General features: G+C 60.7%; 14 protein-coding genes. 8 read left to right on the top strand and 6 right to left on the bottom strand.

From position 1 onward, the window contains the following. Positions 1-5: 5 nt before the first annotated feature. Both gtfA and ggpS read right to left on the bottom strand, forming a co-directional pair. Entirely contained in the window at positions 6-1,448 is a 1,443-nt protein-coding gene (gene gtfA / locus MSNKSG1_RS14085) for a sucrose phosphorylase (protein ID WP_008939957.1), read from the bottom strand. Between the two features lie 36 nt (positions 1,449-1,484). Continuing rightward, positions 1,485-3,758 carry a glucosylglycerol-phosphate synthase gene (gene ggpS, locus MSNKSG1_RS14080; protein WP_008939956.1) on the bottom strand — a complete coding sequence of 758 codons (2,274 nt, stop codon included), beginning with the start codon at positions 3,756-3,758 and terminating at the stop codon, positions 1,485-1,487. Positions 3,759-4,179: 421 nt separating this feature from the next. Here ggpS and MSNKSG1_RS14075 point away from each other — a divergent pair, with 421 nt between their 5' ends. After that, positions 4,180-5,478 carry an APC family permease gene (locus tag MSNKSG1_RS14075; protein WP_008939955.1) on the top strand — a complete coding sequence of 433 codons (1,299 nt, stop codon included), beginning with the start codon at positions 4,180-4,182 and terminating at the stop codon, positions 5,476-5,478. Between the two features lie 35 nt (positions 5,479-5,513). Beyond that, positions 5,514-5,996 carry a cupin domain-containing protein gene (locus MSNKSG1_RS14070; RefSeq protein WP_008939954.1) on the top strand — a complete coding sequence of 161 codons (483 nt, stop codon included), beginning with the start codon at positions 5,514-5,516 and terminating at the stop codon, positions 5,994-5,996. Between the two features lie 6 nt (positions 5,997-6,002). Here the strand turns inward: MSNKSG1_RS14070 and MSNKSG1_RS14065 are convergent, their stop codons facing one another. Beyond that, positions 6,003-6,806 carry an enoyl-CoA hydratase-related protein gene (locus MSNKSG1_RS14065; protein WP_008939953.1) on the bottom strand — a complete coding sequence of 268 codons (804 nt, stop codon included), beginning with the start codon at positions 6,804-6,806 and terminating at the stop codon, positions 6,003-6,005. Between the two features lie 177 nt (positions 6,807-6,983). Here MSNKSG1_RS14065 and osmF point away from each other — a divergent pair, with 177 nt between their 5' ends. The 4 genes from osmF to MSNKSG1_RS14045 are packed head-to-tail and all read left to right on the top strand — an operon-like array spanning position 6,984 to position 10,780. Continuing rightward, a complete protein-coding gene (gene osmF / locus MSNKSG1_RS14060; RefSeq protein WP_040886945.1) occupies positions 6,984-7,907 on the top strand; it encodes a glycine betaine ABC transporter substrate-binding protein OsmF in 924 nt (307 codons plus the stop codon). A gap of 3 nt (positions 7,908-7,910) precedes the next feature. After that, positions 7,911-9,068, top strand: a complete 1,158-nt coding sequence (locus MSNKSG1_RS14055; RefSeq protein WP_008939951.1) for an ABC transporter permease — start codon at positions 7,911-7,913, stop codon at positions 9,066-9,068. A gap of 21 nt (positions 9,069-9,089) precedes the next feature. Then, positions 9,090-10,037 (top strand): ABC transporter ATP-binding protein, encoded by a 948-nt coding sequence (locus MSNKSG1_RS14050; RefSeq protein ID WP_008939950.1) that lies wholly within the window; start codon positions 9,090-9,092, stop codon positions 10,035-10,037. After that, on the top strand, positions 10,037-10,780 hold the full coding sequence (locus tag MSNKSG1_RS14045; RefSeq protein ID WP_008939949.1) for an ABC transporter permease: 744 nt from the start codon (positions 10,037-10,039) through the stop codon (positions 10,778-10,780). The genes MSNKSG1_RS14050 and MSNKSG1_RS14045 overlap by 1 nt, the downstream gene beginning before the upstream one ends. A gap of 30 nt (positions 10,781-10,810) precedes the next feature. Here MSNKSG1_RS14045 and MSNKSG1_RS14040 read toward each other — a convergent pair whose 3' ends face one another. Both MSNKSG1_RS14040 and MSNKSG1_RS14035 read right to left on the bottom strand, forming a co-directional pair. After that, positions 10,811-11,182: a VOC family protein gene (locus tag MSNKSG1_RS14040; protein WP_008939948.1), complete on the bottom strand. Its 372-nt coding sequence runs from the start codon at positions 11,180-11,182 to the stop codon at positions 10,811-10,813. Positions 11,183-11,241: 59 nt separating this feature from the next. Next, positions 11,242-13,992, bottom strand: coding sequence for a cation-transporting P-type ATPase (locus MSNKSG1_RS14035; RefSeq protein WP_008939947.1), 2,751 nt, complete (start codon positions 13,990-13,992; stop codon positions 11,242-11,244). A gap of 127 nt (positions 13,993-14,119) precedes the next feature. On the opposite strand from MSNKSG1_RS14035, the gene MSNKSG1_RS14030 reads away from it, so the two are divergent. Next, positions 14,120-16,315, top strand: coding sequence for an OsmC domain/YcaO domain-containing protein (locus MSNKSG1_RS14030; RefSeq protein WP_008939946.1), 2,196 nt, complete (start codon positions 14,120-14,122; stop codon positions 16,313-16,315). A gap of 9 nt (positions 16,316-16,324) precedes the next feature. On the opposite strand, the gene MSNKSG1_RS14025 is transcribed toward MSNKSG1_RS14030, so the two are convergent. Continuing rightward, positions 16,325-17,233, bottom strand: a complete 909-nt coding sequence (locus MSNKSG1_RS14025) for a LysR family transcriptional regulator (protein WP_008939945.1) — start codon at positions 17,231-17,233, stop codon at positions 16,325-16,327. A gap of 162 nt (positions 17,234-17,395) precedes the next feature. Here MSNKSG1_RS14025 and MSNKSG1_RS14020 point away from each other — a divergent pair, with 162 nt between their 5' ends. Beyond that, positions 17,396-17,875, top strand: a complete 480-nt coding sequence (locus tag MSNKSG1_RS14020; RefSeq protein ID WP_008939944.1) for a DoxX family protein — start codon at positions 17,396-17,398, stop codon at positions 17,873-17,875. Positions 17,876-17,883: the final 8 nt, after the last annotated feature.

Here is a 17,883-nt window from a genome sequence, read left to right as displayed (position 1 = left end):
CCGGCTTAACATTCCAGGCTTTTCGTCTCGCCGCTGTCCGCCTCCACGTACTCAATCTTCACCGTGTTGAAATTCAGATCCACGAACAGGTGGCAGTAGTAATCGCCATGGCGCCAGGCCATGGCCACGCTGGAGTCGTTGGAGTAGTTCAGCTCGAAGTGGCCGTCGAAGGCCGGGTGGTTGCTGCGGAATCTCATCAGGGTGAGCAGGCGCTGGACCACCGGTTTCTGAATCGCTTCATCCACCTCCTCCAGACTGTAGTAATGCCGGTTGATGTCCCGCAGTTCCCCGCTCTGTTCCATCAGGTCCTGGTCATTGCAGCCGGCGAGCAGGCCCACGTAATAGACCTGGGGAATGCCGGGGGTGAAGAACTGGATGGCGCGGGCGGCGATGTAGGCATCGTCGTTCTGCATCAGGGCGTCGTAGAAGGTGCAGGTGAGCTGGTAGATGGCGCCCACGCTGTGGATGTTGGCGGCCGAGCGGCGCAGGATCGGATCGGCACTGCGGGCGTCGATGTTGTCGATCAGCACCTTGATCCTGTCATCCGGCAGGACGCCTTCCACGTCGGGTATGCAGATGCCGTCGTGGGTATCGAGTACGGTGACCATGTTGCGCGGGCACATACGCAGCCAGTTCTTAAGGTAGACGCTGTTGGCGTCCAGCAATGAATACAGCAGCAGGGGCGGCAGGGCGAACCCATACGGGTGCATGTTGCGGCGGCTGATGGCGTACTGGTAGCTGGTGTGGTCGTGTACCTCCGGCAGGCATTCCGCGCCGTGTTTCAGGGCCACTTCGTTGATCCAGTCCAGTATCCGGTAGACCTCGGGTTCCACCAGGAAACAGCTGGTGCCAATGCGTTTGGTGGTGTAGCCGAAGGCGTCCAGCCTCAGCAGATTCACGCCTTTCGACGTCAGAAAACCGATGTAGCTCTCCATCAGCCGGTAGGCCTGGTCGGCATCGTAATTGAGGTCGATCTGCTGTTCGGTGAAGGTGCACCACACCCGGGTTCGGGTGCCATCGGCCAGGGTCACTTCCCGGAAGGGTTCCTTCTCTTTGCGAATGTGGATTTTGGCCATGTCGTCCGGTGAGATGTCCCCGAACCTGTCCACGTGCACGAACAGGTCGGCATACTCCGACTCGAAGCCGTTGGTGATGAAGTCCCGGAATTCGGGGGATTCGTCGGAGATGTGATTCACGGTGAGGTCCACGCAGAGGTCGTAGTTCTGGGTGAAGGCTTCGATGTCGTCCCAGGTGCCGAAGGCCGGGTCCACTTCCTTGTGGGTCAGGGGCGAAAAGCCCCCGTCGGCGTTCGAGGGAAAAAACGGCAGGATATGCAGCCCGCCAATGGCATCTGACAGGTAGGTCTCCACCACGGTGTGGAGATCTTTCAGATCCTTGCCGATCCGGTTCGGGTAGCAGATCAGCTGCACGGCGTTTTTGAGCAGCATCGTTTGGCTCCAGGTGGATGAATACCGGGGGTACGGTCAGGCGGCGCTTTGTCCCAATGGCACGATCTTCTTCAGTTTGGTGGTGCGCCGTTGCTCCACCGCCTCGATGAATTCCCGTCCCCAGTACTCAATGTCATACCGGCACACCGCCTCGAACGCTTCGCTGAGCCGGTTCCGGGCCTCGCTGCGGCTCATGGCCAGGGCGTAGTAACAGGTATCCGCGAGATCCTGGGGGTGGTGGGGGTTGGCCAGGATGGCGCCGCGCAGTTCGGCCGCGGCCCCGGCGAATTCGGACAGCACCAGCACACCGCGGCCTTCGGTGAGGCCCTGGGTGGCGATGTATTCCTTGGCCACCAGGTTCAGGCCATCGCGCAGCGGAGTAATCCACATCACGTCGGCCATGGTGTAGTAGGCCACGAGTTCCTCGAACGGCAGGGCCCGGAAGAAGAACTGCACCGGGGTCCAGCCCACCCGGGCGAATTGCCCGTTGATGCGGCCCACGGTCTGCTCGATCTGCGAGAGCAGTTCTTCGTAGATGGTCATCCCTTTCGCCGCCGGGACGCACACCATCATCAGGGTGACTTTGGTTTCCAGTTCCGGATGCTCGCTGAGCATGCGCTCGTAGGCATGGAGTTTTTCGAGAATGCCCTTGGTGAAGTCGAGCCGCTCCACGGACAGGATCAGTCGCACATCCTCCAGTTCCTTGCGCAGAGTCTCCATGCGGGTCTGCACGTCGGAGTCGTTCAGTGCATTGCGAACACGGTTGAGATCCAGCCCGACCGGGTGGGCGCCAAGGCCGATCTTCCGGTCGTTCACGGCGATCTCGATACTCATCTCATCCAGCCCCACGGCACAGCCATACGTCAGGAAGCGTGGCGCACAGCCGGCCTTGCGAGTCACTTCCAGCGGCGTCACACCCCGGGCCACGTCGACAAAATTCTCGGCCTGCCTGGGAATGTGGAAGCCGATGTGATCGCACTGCAGCAGGCTGCCAATGATCTCCCGACGCCAGGGCAGCACGTTGAACACGTCCGCGGACGGGAAGTAGGTGTGGTGGAAAAAGGCGATGGTGACATCGGGGCGCAGCTCCCGCAGGAACGCGGGCACCATCCACAGGTTGTAATCGTGGATCCAGACCACGGCGTTTTCCGCGGCTTCTTCGGCGGTGCGTTCAGCGAACCGCTTGTTGACCTTGAGGAACACCTGCCAGTGGTCGTCCCGGAAGGTGGCCCGCTCCCAGAAGGTGTGCAGCGTCGGCCAGAAGGCCTCCTTGGAGAAGCGCTTGTAGAAGATCTCCACGTCTTCCTTGCTCAGGGCCACCCTCGCCGCGACCAGCTTTTCGTAGCGGTCGGTGTCCACTTCGGTATGGGTCTGGAACGGGCCGAGATCCGGGTCGTCGATGGACCAGGCCACCCACGAGCCGGCCTTGCCGTCGGCAAAGAAGCTGAGCAGGGTGGGGATGATGCCGTTCGGCGATTTCGGGCGACGCCGGATCAGTTCCCCGTTCTCGACAATCTCCTCATAGGGCAGGCGGTGGTACACAATCACCAGGTCGGATTTGCCGGAGGTGGCGGACTCGGGAATTTCGGCCGCGATGCCGGCATGGCCGAGGAAACCAAAATGTTCGAAGGCCTCGAGAATGCCGCCACAGCCGGTGGCCTCGGCGTGGAGCACGCGGGCCTGATGCTCCGTTGCCTCCAGCAGGTCGGCCTCGGATGCGCCGACGCAGACGCCCTTGAAGCTCTGTTCATACATGGACAGATCGTTGAGCGTGTCGCCGGCGACCAGCACCGCCTCCGGATCCACGCCAAGATGATCCACGAGTCGTGACAGGGTGCTCCCCTTGTTGACGCCCCGGGGCAGGATGTCCAGATACTTGCCGGCAGAGAACAGGACCTCGCAGGACAGGGCTTCGATCCGGTCCCGCATCGTGTCGCACACCACATCCTGCCCGCAGAAATAGGAGACCCGGCGTTCCTGGGGGACTTCCTGGCGCTGGAGGCCTTCAAAGCCCGTCAGTGCATCTTCGATTACCTGGGCACCGGGCCACAGCTCGTCGATTTCACCCTGCAATGGCTGGATGGCCTGTTGTGAGTCGCCGTGGACCACGGTGCACCCGACGTCGCAGATGATGTAATCCGGCTGGGGGATGGTGGGGTCGGACAACAGCGGCAACACCGATTCCAGACCCCGACCGGTGACGAATACCAGATTGATTTCGGGGTGCGCGGAAATCAGCTGATAGAGTTTCAGGCGATTGTCCGGATCGCCGGCGAGAAACGTACCGTCCAGATCGGTGGCTAGTAGCATGGTGTACTCCTGAATCTGTAGATTCCAATGTCCAGGAGTTCAGCGAAACGTTTGCGTGATCATGGGAACCGCTCAGTTTGGGCAAAGCTTTGCTGAACCTGGGGACCCTTACAGGGATACCTGCAGGTTTTGTTCCGGGCCAGGCGCCGATGTGCTCTCCCCGCCCGGGAAATCAGGCTGTTGAAACTTTAAAAACAACGGCTTGAAGGAATCTGAGGATTTCTTGGATTTCACTATGCAGAATGTCGATGGTTTCAGTATGGTGCATTCTTTCTCCGCATGCCTTATTTCGGGGCTGTCTGAGCACGCCATATGACAACGCTGTGCTGTGAGTGGTTTTTACAGGGAAGCGTTTGATGGCAGGATGTTTGGTACCTACTGAATTTCACCGTCTGTCCCGACCCCAAATGGCGGAACCGTTATGAGCGACTCATCAAAAGACACACTCGGCTACTGGGAAGTAGTCTCCATCGGCATTGGCGGCATGATCGGAGGCGGCATCTTCGCGGTGCTGGGGCTGTCGGTGGAGCTGGCCGGCGGCGGGGCGCCAGTGGCGTTTCTGATTGCCGGGATCATTGCCCTGGTGACCTCCTATTCCTACGCCCGGTTGTCGGTGCGTTTTCCCAGCCAGGGCGGCACGGTCGCGTTCCTGGACCGGGCGTTCGGGCCGGGCCTGATGACCGGTTCGGCCAATATCCTTCTTTGGATCAGTTACATGGTCATGCTCTCGCTGTATTCCTACGCCTTCGGGAGTTATGGCGCCTCGTTTTTTTCGCCGGAGTCCCAGCCTTTCTGGAAGCATGTCCTGATTTCCGCGAGCGTCCTTGGTATTACAGGGTTGAACCTGCTGAACGCCGGATTGATCGGCAAGGCGGAGGACTGGATTGTCGCGCTCAAGCTGATCATCCTGGCGGTCTTCATCGGAGTGGGCATCTGGGGCATCGACGGCGCGAGGCTGGCCGTGTCCACCTGGGCGGACCCGCTGAACCTGGTGGCGGGCGGCATGATCATTTTCCTGGCCTACGAGGGCTTCGAGCTTATCGCCAATACGGCGCAGGACGTCCGTGATCCCTCGAAAAACCTTCCCCGCGCGTTCTATTCCAGCGTGGGCTTTGTCATTGTGCTCTATGTGCTGGTGGCGATTGTGACCGTCGGCTCCCTGCCGGTGGACAAGGTGGCGGAGGCCAAGGACTACGCCCTGGCTGAGGCGGCACGGCCGTCATTGGGTCAGACCGGTTTTATCCTGATTGCCATTGCCGCCATGCTGTCCACCAGCTCGGCGATCAATGCCACCATTTACGGCGCGGCCCGGCTGAGCTATATCATCGCCAAGGATGGAGAGCTGCCGGAAGTGCTGGAAAAAAAGATCTGGGGTAAGCCGGTGGAAGGGCTGCTGATTACCTCCGGTGTGACCCTGCTGATCGCGAACCTGACGGACATCTCCAGTATGTCCACCATGGGCAGTGCCGGTTTCCTGATCATTTTTGCCGCGGTGAACGCTGCCAACGCGGTTTTGGCGCGCGATACCAAAAGCCGGCGAATGGTCTCGCTGCTGGGCGTTGCCCTGTGTCTGGCAGCCCTTGGCGCGCTGGTCTGGCAGACAGCAATCAGTACCCCCGGCAAGTTGTGGTTTCTGGTCGCCATTCTTGGCGTCGCCTTCCTGACAGAAGCGACCTTCCGGTTGGCGACAAAGCGCAAGCTGAACCCCTCCGGTCGCTAGGAGAGACCGTTCAATCCGGAACAAGGAGTCTGTGGATGGACAAATACATCGTTACCCGCCAGGAAATCGAGGATTTCGAGGGCGTCGAAAAGACCCACTTTCTCAACGAGAACGCCCGTCGCCGCAACAAATCCCTGGGGGACCTGACCGGGCTGAACCGGATCGGCTTTCACATCATTGAGGTGGAACCCGGCCGGGAAACCACGGAATTGCATGTGCATTACCATGAGGAGGAGTGCGTCTACATTCTGGAGGGCACGGCGGAGGCCACGATTGGTGACCAGACAGTGGCGGTGTCGGCCGGGGATTTCATCGGCTATCGGGCCGGCGGCGAGGCCCATGCATTGAAGAACACCGGCGACAGCACTCTCCGGTGCATCGTGGTCGGACAGAGGGCCGATCACGACGTGGCGGATTACCCCAGGTTGCAGAAGCGAATCTACCGGAACACCGGGATGCCCTGGAACCTGGTGGATCTGGAGAATGTGGTCGAACCGACCGCCGGCCGGAAAATCTGAGCCCGGTTACTTCCGGGCCATGCTGGCGAGCATCTTCTGCACCGCTTCCAGGTGCTCCGGCTCGTTGTGGCTCATGCCCTGGAAGCAGGCACACAGATCCAGGAAGTCCTTCAGTTCCATGCGCTGGGCCATCTTCATCAGGCGTTTGGTGAGGCGGGTCGCCTTCGGTGGCTGGCTGGCCATTTTCGTGGCCATCGCCAGTGCCTTTGGCATCAGCTCGTCCGCCGGGACCACGTCCATCACAATGCCCAGGTCTTTCGCCTCGGCGGCATCGACAACGCGGCCGGTCAGGGTCAGTTCGAAGGCCCGTTGATAACCGATCAGGCGCTGCATGAACCAGGCGCCGCCATCCCCCGGGATGATCCCCAGGTTCAGGAAGGTCTCGCCGAACTTGGCGGTGTCCGCCGCGATTCGGATATCCGCCATGTTGGCGAGATCGAAACCTGCGCCAATGGCCGGGCCGTTTACCGCGGCAATCACCGGTACTTCAATCGCCTGCATGGCCAGCGGAATGCGCTGGATGCCCTTCCGGTAACGCTCCGCACATTCCGCGGGATCGCCGGCAAAATCGCCGCTGCGGTCTGCCATGTCACGGATGTTGCCGCCGGCGCTGAACGCCGAACCCGCTCCGGTGATGACCAGCACCGAGACCTCGTCGCAGAGGTTAACCCAATCCGCCGTGGTGACGATATCGTCGATCAGGTTGGAGCCGGTGAGCGCGTTGCGCAGGTCGTGTCGGTTCAGGGTCAGGACCGCGACCCGGTCCTCCAGGGTGAGCAGGGCATCGGATAGCTGGGGCAGATTGGGCATATGGGCGTCCTCGTGGTTCGATCAGGACGCCATGATAAACGATCACAGGCCAGTGGCTCACGGATCAAAGACCAATCCGGCCTTGCCTTCGTATGTGCGTGCCATAGACTAAAAGTGATCGGCCGCGAGGATTGCGGCCCCCTTCGATTGCCAAATTCATTCAAACAACGAAGAGGAATGGCTGTGTCCCTTATCTCCAGCTTTCGCCGCGCCGCGGCACTAACCGCTATGCTGATCACCGCGCCGGCGATGGCCGCCGATCCCGTGGTGGTGTCGTCGAAGATTGATACCGAAGGCGCCGTGCTGGGCCAGATGGTTCTGCAATCGCTCGAGGAAGCCGGCATTCCGGTCGAGAATCGCCTGCAGCTCGGCGGAACGAGCATCGTACGCAACGCCATCAAGGCGGGGGAAATTGACATCTACCCGGAATACACCGGCAATGCCGCCTTCTTTTTCGACCAGGCGGATCGCGATCTCTGGAAAGATGCCGACAAGGCCTACAAGCAGGCCGCCCGTCTTGACCTGGAGGCCAACAACATTGTCTGGCTGACGCCGGCTGAAGCCAACAACACCTGGGCCATGAGTGTCCGAGGCGATCTGGCGCGGGATCAGGGCCTGAAGACCCTGGACGATCTGGCGAAGTACATCAATGACGGTGGTGCCTTCAAGTTTGCGGCCAGTTCCGAATTTGTCGAATCGCCCAGCGCCTTGCCCGCTTTCCAGAAGGCGTATGGTTTCAAACTGGACTCCGACCAGTTGCTGATCCTTTCCGGGGGTAACACCGCCGCGACCCTCCGGGCGGCCGCCCTGAACAACAACGACGTCAACGGGGCCATGACCTACGGTACGGATGGTGGCCTGGACGCGCTGGATCTCAAGGTGATGACGGACACGAAAGGAGTTCAGCCGGTCTACCAGCCGACCCCGATTGTTCGTGCCGACGTGCTGGAAGCCTATCCGGCGATCCGTGACGTCCTGAAGCCGATCTTCGAATCCCTGGACCTGGAAACCCTCCAGCGGCTGAACGGCCAGGTGGCGGTGAACGGGGTGCCCGCCAAAAAGGTGGCGCAGGATTATCTGGACTCCCTGAGCCGGGACTGAGATTTGTCTGTTAACCGCGTCATTCTGGCGTTAGGCATACTGGCCCTGGTGCTGGTCTGGCTGCTCGACGTCGGTACCATTCAGCCCAACCGCATCGTGTCCGGTACCGGACACGGCCTTTTGTCGGCGGTGGGCTGGAGCGGAGCGGCCCTGGTGACGTTGATCCTGGTCGGAGTGATTCTGTTCGCCGTCCTGAGGGTGCGTGGCCGATACCTGTTCCTGCTCGTAATGATTGGTCTGTCGCTGGCGTTATTGCCGCTCCTGCTGGAGGTATTTGCCGGCCGACACCTCCCGGAAGGCTCTCCTTACGCGCGCTCGTCGGTTGGTGCGGGTTTCTGGTGCCTGTTGTTCCTGCTTTCCCTGATGCTGATCGAGGTGGTCGGACAACTCGGGCGCCGGCGAGGACTGCAACTGCTGCTTGTGGCGGTGATTGGCGGCAGCTGGCTGATGTTCCTCCAGAGCGACGGACTGGAGAGTCTGTCGCTGGTTCGGGAATTCCACGCCCGGCCAGCCAAGTTCGAACAGGCACTCTGGACCCATCTTGCGCTGGCGTTCGGGGCGGTCGGGATCAGTGTTGTCCTGGCGTTTGGCCTGGCCCTGAAAATGATCCGAAGTCCCGCCTGGCAGCGGCCCATCCTTGGCCTCGTGAGTTTTCTACAGACCATCCCCAGCCTGGCGGTCTTCGGCCTGCTGATTGCACCGCTCAGCGCTCTGGTGTCGGCGTTCCCGGTGCTGGGGTCTCTCGGCATTCGGGGGATCGGCTGGGCTCCGGCGCTACTGGCACTGGTCGCCTACAGCCTGTTGCCCATGGTCCGAAACACCTTTGTGGCCCTGACCGAAGTGCCGGAACATCTGGTCGATGCTGGCCGGGGAATGGGAATGAACGAGCGACAGCTGTTCTTCAAGCTCAAGTTACCGCTGGCGCTGCCGGTCATGATCGAAGGCGTGCGTATTACCACGATCCAGGCGATCGGCCTGACGGCGGTGGCGGCCCTCATCGGAGCCGGTGGTTTTGGCAGTTTTATTTTCCAGGGCCTGGGTCAGGCGGCCATGGATCTGGTCCTGCTCGGGGCCCTGCCAACCATTGTGCTCGCCTTGCTGGCCGACGCGTTACTGACCATGCTTGCGGCCAGTTTCAGGCCTGCCGCTGCCCGTGTCTGACTGGGAAAAGGAATTGTCCGGATGATCGAACTCAAACATGTCACCCGTCGCTTCGGAAACGCCGTCGCGGTGGATAACATCGACCTCACCATTGAGACCGGCGAGGTCTGTGTGCTGGTGGGCAGTTCCGGCTGCGGAAAATCCACCACCTTGCGGATGATCAACCGCCTGTTGCCCCGAACTGAAGGCGAAATTCTGGTGGACGGGGAAGACATTGCCACCATGAATCCGGAGCAGCTGAGGCTGAACATGGGCTACGTGATCCAGGGCACGGGGCTGTTTCCCCACTGGACGGTGGCCCGCAACATCGCCATGGTGCCGCAGCTGTTGAAGTGGCCCCGGGAGCGCATCGACGCGCGGGTCCACGAGCTGATGACACTGCTGGACCTGGATCCGTCGACCCACGCCAACAAATACCCCCAGCAACTGTCCGGTGGCCAGGCGCAGCGGGTCGGAGTGGCCCGGGCGCTGGCGGCGGATCCGAACATCCTGCTGATGGACGAACCCTTCGGGGCGCTGGATGCGATCACCCGGGAGAACCTCCAGCTGGAGATGCTGCGCATCCAGAAGCAGGTGCGTAAAACCACCGTGTTCGTCACCCACGACATCGACGAGGCTTTGAAACTGGCCACCCGCATTGCGGTGATGGACCAGGGACGGATTATCCAGCATGACACCCCCGAGAACATCCTCCGGCGCCCCGCGACCGAGTTTGTCGAGAATCTGGTTGGCAAGCAGGATCGGGGGCTGAAACTGATGAGTCTGCGCAGGGTGCGTGAACTGATGCAGGCACATCCGGCGCCAAAGCGTCCGGAACCCGGCGTAGAGGGCCTCAGGGAGGAGGACAGCCTGCGTCTGGCGCTGTCGGTCATGCTCTGGCAGGACGCACCGCAGGTGCCGGTCTTCAATAGCCGGGGCGAGGAGACCGGCGTGATCACCCGCGAACGTATTGTTCAGGAAGGTGCCTGATGCGACTCTGGTTGCCGCCCGTCCTGCTGGCCGTTCTCCTGATCGGGCTGAGCACCGGCATGCCTGCGCTGGAGCCGCTGTTTCACTGGGTGCAGCCGGACAAACAGCAGGTGATCTATGAGCGTGAGAGCTTTCTGTCTCTCCTGCAGAACCATGTTTTTCTGGTGGTGATTTCCGCGGCAGCTGGCACCCTGGCCGCCGTGGCCGGCGGTATTTTTGTCACGCGTCCCTCGGGGCGGGATTTCCTGCCGCTGGTCAGTCAGGTGGCGTCCATTGGCCAGACCTTTCCGCCGGTTGCCGTGCTGGCGCTGGCGGTGCCGGTCCTGGGTTTCGGCGAGGCGCCGATCCTGGTGGCGCTGATGCTCTATGGCCTGTTGCCAATCCTGCGCAATACCCTGGCGGGACTGGAGAGCATTAATCCTGCGGTGAAAGAGGCGGCTCGGGGAATGGGCATGTCACCGCTGCAGGTGCTGGTGCGGGCGGAACTTCCCCTCGCAGGCAGGGTGATTCTTGCGGGTATTCGCACCTCCGTCACCATCAACATCGCCACCGCAGCCATCGGCTCCACCATTGGTGCCCGCACACTGGGCGATCCGGTCATTGCCGGGCTGGTCAATGGCAACACCGCGTATGTGCTGGAGGGGGCGATCCTGATTGGCCTGTTGGCACTGACAACCGACAGCCTGTTCGAGGCGCTGGAACGAACCTGGGACCGTCGGCTTTCGCCACAGATGGCGGTGTGATCCGCGCCTGCTGATTCGCTTTGTGCCGGCTCAGCCGAAGTAGAAGAACGCCAGTTTGTTGCCGTCCGGGTCTTTCACGTAGGCACCATAGAACTGGTTCGGGATGCGCTGACCCGGTTCGCCGTCACAGGTGGCTCCCAGATCGATGGCCTTTTTGTAGTGGGCATCCACAGCTTCTTTGGAGCCGGGATGAATGGCCAGCATGTTGCCGTTGCCCGGGTGATTGGGCTCTTCGTTGAAGGGGGTGCATACCGCGAGCATGGGTTCACGCATGCTCTTGCCGATGAAGGCGATGCGACCCATGTCCAGCAGTACTTTCGCGCCCAGGTCGCCCAGCAGGTCGCTGTAGAAGGCCTTCGCCCGTTCCATATCGCTCACACCGATGGTGACGTATCCGATCATGCTTGTTTCTCCTGTTTGGTTAGTTTAGCCCTGTAAGTACGAAATTCAGGGCGAACAGTTTAGTCGGTCCGCCGTCTGACGTCGCGTCTGCCCCAGCGTTCTATCAGCCATTTTTCCAACTCCAGCACCATCAGCAAGGCCAGTCCGACGGCCAGCATTACCAACCACATGGCAGCGGGGATGGGGCGGGTGTCAAAGAATGTCTCCATGAACGGTGCGTAGGTGAAAATCAGTTGCAGCACCAAAACCACGCTGACCGCGATCAGTACCTTGCCGGAACCGAACAGGCCGCTGAGTCCCAGGGAGCTGCTTCGAAGGCGGCGGACGCTGAACAGATAGAAGATTTCCATGAGGACCAGGGTGTTGACGGCGTAGGTGCGCGATTCCTCAAGGCTGTAACCGTGGTACTGAGTCCAACTGAAGATACCGAAAATACCGGCAGCGAACAGCGTCGAGATCAGCAGTATTCGCCATACCAGGAAGGGAGTGAGCATCGACTCCTTGGCGGGCCGGGGCGGACGTTTCATGATGTCCTTTTCACTGAATTCGAAGGCCAGTGCCATCGCCAGGGCTACCGAGCTGACCATGTTGACCCAGAGAATCTGTAGGGGAGCGATTGGTAGCGTCAGTCCCGCCAGGATTGCGAGGATGATGCTGACCGATTCACCGCCATTTACCGGTAACAGAAAGGCAATGGCCTTTTTCAGGTTGTCATAAACGGTACGCCCTTCACGTACCGCATCGACGATGGATGCGAAATTGTCATCGCTGATGACCATCTCGGAGGCTTCCTTGGCGGCTTCGGTCCCCTTTCGGCCCATGGCAATGCCGACGTCTGCGCGCTTGAGCGCGGGGGCATCGTTGACGCCATCGCCGGTCATGGCAACGATAGCTCCTTGTTGCTGAAGCAGGGTCACAATTCGCAGCTTGTGTTCGGGACTGACGCGTGCATAGACATCCACGTCGTTAAGGCGTTTCTGAAGCTCGGGATCATCCATTTGCTCCAGTTCGTGCCCGGTGACCGCCTCTTTGGTGTTCTGCAGTTTGAGTTGGGCGGCGATCGCGCGTGCAGTAGACGAGTGATCGCCCGTGATCATTTTTACGCGGATTCCGGCCGCCTGACACTCGCCCACGGCACTGATAGCCTCTTCCCGGGGCGGATCGATCAGTCCATAGAGACCGAGGAGCGCAAGGTCGCTCTCCACATCATCAAACGTGAGTTCCGACTGTTCATTCCGGACCGGCTTTGTCGCCACAGCCAGTACCCGCTGCCCCCGGGCCGCCATCTGCTCAATCTGTTCATGCCAGTATTCGCGATCCTTGGGCTGGTTGTGACCGGCGCCCACCACCTCCTTGCACATTTCCACCACCCGTTCCGGGGCTCCTTTGAGAAAGAGAAAGGCGCGTCCTTCATGGCTGTGATGAAGGGTCGCCATGAACTTGTGCTCTGATTCAAAGGGGATGAGATCCGTGCGGGGATATTGCTTGGTCTCATGCTCCGGGTTCATTCCGGCCTTCATGGCAGCCGCCAGGAGTGCCCCCTCCATCGGATCACCATGGACTTCCCAGCCGCTCGCATCCTCGCGCTTCTGCAGTGAGGAATCGTTACAAAGCAGTGCCGCAAGGAGCGTCTGGCGCAGCAGATCGTCCGCCGTCGGATCGGATGTCTGACCGTCATGCTCGAAGGTGCCGTGAGGATCGTAGCCTGTCCCGGTCACGTTATAGCTGTCAGTGAGGGTGATAACACTGCGCACCGTCATCTCGTTCCGGGTCAGGGTACCGGTTTTGTCAGAGCCGATGATGCTGACCGAGCCGAGTGTCTCGACCACCGGCAGTCTTCGGATGATGGCCTTGCGCGTTGCCATCCGTTGCACGCCGATAGCCAGGGTTACGGTAAGGATAGCCGGAAGGCCTTCGGGTATGGCGGCTACAGCCAGACCGACCACGATCATGAACATCTCTGCGGCAGTGTGATCGCGCAGTGTGATTCCGGCTACAAAGACCAGCATCGCGATCAGCAGGACGGCAGCGGTGATCCAGCGGGCCAGCCGGTCCATCTGTTGCAGGAGGGGTGTTGTGAGGGATTCCACTCGGGACACCAGGGTGCTGATGCGCCCGATTTCTGTATCGACCCCGGTCGCCACAACGACGCCGGCTCCTTGCCCCTGGGTAACCAGGGTGCCGGAATAGGCCATGTTCCGTCGGTCTCCCAGGTCCGTCTCCGGCGAAACCGGATCGAGCGATTTCGCCACCGCCACTGACTCGCCGGTCAGCGCCGCCTCCTGCACCTGCAGGCTCTTGACCTTCAGCAGTCGCAGATCCGCCGGAACTTTGTCACCGGACTGCAGGGTCACGAGGTCTCCGGGCACCAGTTGCTCGGCCGGTATCGACATCCGGCGGCCTCCGCGGACGACCATCGCCTTGGCTGACAGCATCTGACGGATAGCCCGCAGTGCATCCTCGGCCTTGCCCTCCTGGATAAAGCCGATGATGGCATTCACCAGAACAACGGTCAGGATGACTCCCGTATCCACCCAATGATGCAGTGCGGCCGCGATCGCTGCGGCTGCCAGCAATACGTAGATCAGAAGATTTCTGAAATGGGAAAAGAAGCGAACCAGCAAGCCACGCGACCTGACCTCCGGCAGTGCATTCGGTCCGAATTGCTCCAATCGTTGCCCGGACTCCTCCTCTGACAAGCCTTTGCCGTCTGTGGCGAGCCGGGACAGCAGTTCATCTTTGGTCAGTGCCTGCCAGGAAGGTCGGGTTGACGGGGCGCTGCCATCTTTCGGGGCTTTTTTCCGTGCCATGGGCCGTTCCCTTGCTTGCTGATTAGGGGTTTGTACCAAGCTTCGAGACGAACCCCCTCAAAAACTGGATAATGGCGGGTTTCAGCCTGACGGCTCGCCGAAATTCTCCAAGCCTGGTGCTCCCGCTATGGAAATCAAAGTCAATTTTCTCGACAACCTCCGCCTTGAGGCCAAGTTCGACGACTTCACCGTTGTCACCGACCAGCCCATCCGCTACAAGGGCGATGGCTCTGCGCCGAGTCCGTTTGATTATTTCCTGGCATCCTCGGCGCTGTGCGCCGCCTACTTTGTGCGAGTGTATTGCCTGGCGCGCAACATTCCCACCGATAACATCCGGCTGTCGCAGAACAACATCGTCGATCCGGAGAACCGATACAACCAGATCTTCAAGATCCAGGTCGAGCTGCCCGAAGATCTGCCCGAGAAAGACCAGCAGGGCATTCTGCGGTCGATAGAGCGCTGCACGGTGAAAAAGGTGGTGCAGACCGGCCCGACCTTCGAGATCGAGACGGTGGAAAGCCTGGATGAGGATGCCCAGGCGTTGCTCATGGTGGAGCCGGACAGCGAGCACCACACCTTTATCGAGGGCAAGGATGCGCCGCTGGAGCAGACCATTGCGAAGATGACCGGCATCCTGCGGGAGCTGGGCATGAAGATCGAAATTGCCTCCTGGCGCAACATCGTGCCCCACGTGTGGTCGCTGCACATCCGCGACGCCGCCTCACCCATGTGTTTTACCAACGGCAAGGGTGCCACCAAGGAAAGCGCCCTGTGTTCGGCGCTGGGTGAGTTCATCGAGCGGCTGAACTGCAACTTTTTCTACAACGATCAGTATTTCGGCGAGGAGATCGCCAACGCTGAGTTTGTCCACTACCCGGACGAGAAATGGTTCCAGCCGGGGCCGGACGACGAGCTGCCGGACGGCATCCTGGATGAGCACTGCCTGGCCATCTACAACCCGGAGGGCGAGCTGCACGGCTCCAACCTGATCGACACCAACTCCGGCCGTGTGGATCGCGGTATCTGCGCCTTGCCCTACGTGCGCCAGTCTGACGGGGAAGTGGTGTACTTCCCGTCCAATCTGGTGGAGAACCTGTTCCTGAGCAACGGCATGAGTGCCGGCAACACCCTGGCGGAGGCCAAGGTGCAGTGCCTTTCGGAAATCTTCGAGCGGGCGGTTAAGAAGGAAATCATCGAACAGGAAATCGCACTTCCGGATGTGCCCCGGCACGTACTCGAACGGTATCCGGAGATCGTGGAAGGCATCGAGGCACTGGAGGAACAGGGTTTCCCCATTCTTGTGAAAGACGCCTCCCTGGGTGGCCGGTTCCCGGTCATGTGCGTGACCCTGATGAACCCGAAAACCGGCGGTGTATTTGCCTCGTTCGGCGCCCACCCGAGCTTCCATGTGGCCCTCGAGCGCAGCCTTACCGAGCTGATGCAGGGGCGCAGCTTCGAGGGTCTGAACGATGTGCCGCCGCCGACGTTCAACAGTCTGGCGGTGGCCGAGCCCAACAACTTTGTCGAGCACTTCATCGACTCCACCGGTGTGGTGTCCTGGCGGTTCTTCAGCGCGAAGTCGGATATCGAATTCAGTGACTGGAACTTCTCCGGTACCAACGAAGAAGAGGCGGCTCACCTGCTCGGTATCCTTGAGGAGCTGGGCAAGGAAGTGTATGTGGCGGTTCACGAGGATCTGGGCGCACCCACCTGCCGAATCCTGGTGCCCGGGTATTCCGAGGTCTACCCGGTGGAGGACCTCATCTGGGACAACACCAATATGGCCCTGGACTACCGGGAAGACATCCTCAACCTGCATTCCCTGAGTGACGAGCAGCTGGCGGATCTGGCGGAGCGCCTGGAGGCCAGCCAGCTCGACAACTACATGACCATCATCACCCTGATCGGGGTGGAATTCGACGAAAACACCGTCTGGGGGCAGCTGACCATCCTGGAGCTGAAGTTGTTGATCTGCCTGGCCCTGGGCTGGCACGAGGAGGCGCTGGAGTTCGTCGAGATGTTCCTGCAGTTCAACGACAACACCGTCGAGCGCACGTTGTTCTACCAGGCCATGCAGGCGGTACTGGAAGTGACCCTCGACGAAGAGCTGGAACTGGACGACTATATCGTCAATTTCCGCCGCATGTTCGGCGACGACACCATGGACGCGGTGGTTGGTTCCGTCGAGGGTACCGTGCGCTTCCACGGCCTGACACCGACCAATACCCAGCTGGAAGGGTTGGAAAAGCACCTGCGGCTGGTGGAGAGCTACAAGAAGCTGCACGCAGCCCGGGCGCGGGCCGCGGGAATCTCGGCGAACTGATCGGGCGGATCAGCCGAACCGGTCCCAGTAAGGCGGATCCCCGAAGTAGCCGTCGAGAAAGTCGATAAAGCTGCGCACCTTGCTGGCCAATAGCTGGCGGTGCGCGTACACCGCGTACAGCGCCATCGGTTCCGGTTCGTGATCGGCGAGGATGACTCTCAGTTTACCCTCCCGTATCGCGGAGCCGGCGATGAACGTGGGCTGGACCGCGATGCCGGCACCGGCAATGGCGGCCTCCACCAGCACATCGCCATTGTTGCTGATCATATCCCCCGCCGAATGCGTCTCCGCACCTTGCAGCCACCGGTGCACCTCTCCGGTCGCATCCTGATCCATATAGCTGTACCGCAGATAACGGTGATCCCGGAGGTCTTCCGGCCGCTGCGGCGTGCCGTGCTCTGCCAGATAGGCCGGTGAGGCACAGGTCACCAGCCGCACCGGGGCGATGCGTTTGGCGATCAGGGAAGAGCTCTTCAGGTGGCCGATACGCAGGGCAATATCGAACCCTTCCTCGACGATATCCACCTTCCGGTCGTTCAGTTGCAGGTCGATATCCACGGCCGGGTGGGACTTCTGGAACCCGGTCAGCAGCGGGGCCATATGGCGGATGGCAAAGGAGACCGGCGCGCTGATGCGAAGCAAGCCTCTGGCCTCGCTCTGCAGGTCGCCCAGCTGGTTCTCCAGATCGTCAATATCGTTGAGTACCTGCTCGGCCCGCTGGTGGTAACGGCGGCCGGCTTCGGTCAGGTGGAGTTTCCGGGTGGTCCGGTTCAGCAGGCGCACTCCGAGGTGCTGTTCGAGCTGGGAGACATATTTGCTGACCAGCTGCGGTGACATCTCCAGACGGTCGGCCGCGCGGGTGAAGGTGCCTTCGTTCACCACGGTGACAAAGGCGCGCATGGCGTCGATACGGTCCATGAATGTGTCCTGCTGTTCGGGCCTGGTCTTATTATCAACAATCCGTTGTTAATAAGCCAACGAAGGGCGTCTTAGTCTTTTGTTATGGCGATAGTAGAGTGCTTCCATCTTCTGAAGCGGACTTCAGAACCATTCCATAGCAACAGATTGAAGGTGACCCTTATGAATACTCGATTTGCCCAGGCGCTTTTTGGTTCCAACGGCGGTTTTGCCGCTTTGGCCCTCCGGGTTCCGGTCGGGCTCATCCTGACGGCCCATGGCTCACAGAAACTGTTTGCCTGGTTCGGTGGTCATGGTCTGGAAGGCACTGGTCAGTGGATGGCCAGCATCGGCCTGGAGCCGGGCTACCTGATGGCCCTGATGGCCGGCAGTGCCGAGTTCTTCGGCGGTCTGGCCCTGGCTCTTGGCCTGCTGACCCGCCCGGCGGCACTGGCTGTGGCGGTCACCATGCTGGTTGCGATCTTCAGCGTTCATATCCAGAACGGTCTGTTCATGGCCAACAATGGATACGAGTATGCCCTGACCCTGTTTGTGGTGAGCCTGGCCCTGGCCATTCAGGGTGGCGGACGATTCGCTCTGGATAACGTCGTGCTCCAGCGTCTCGGTACCGGGGCTGCGTACCGCAGGCCTGCGGCGGCATAATCGGCGAT

The organism is Marinobacter santoriniensis NKSG1 (assembly GCF_000347775.1).
Taxonomy (GTDB): domain Bacteria; phylum Pseudomonadota; class Gammaproteobacteria; order Pseudomonadales; family Oleiphilaceae; genus Marinobacter; species Marinobacter santoriniensis.
This window is presented reverse-complemented; position numbering and strand designations above follow the sequence as displayed.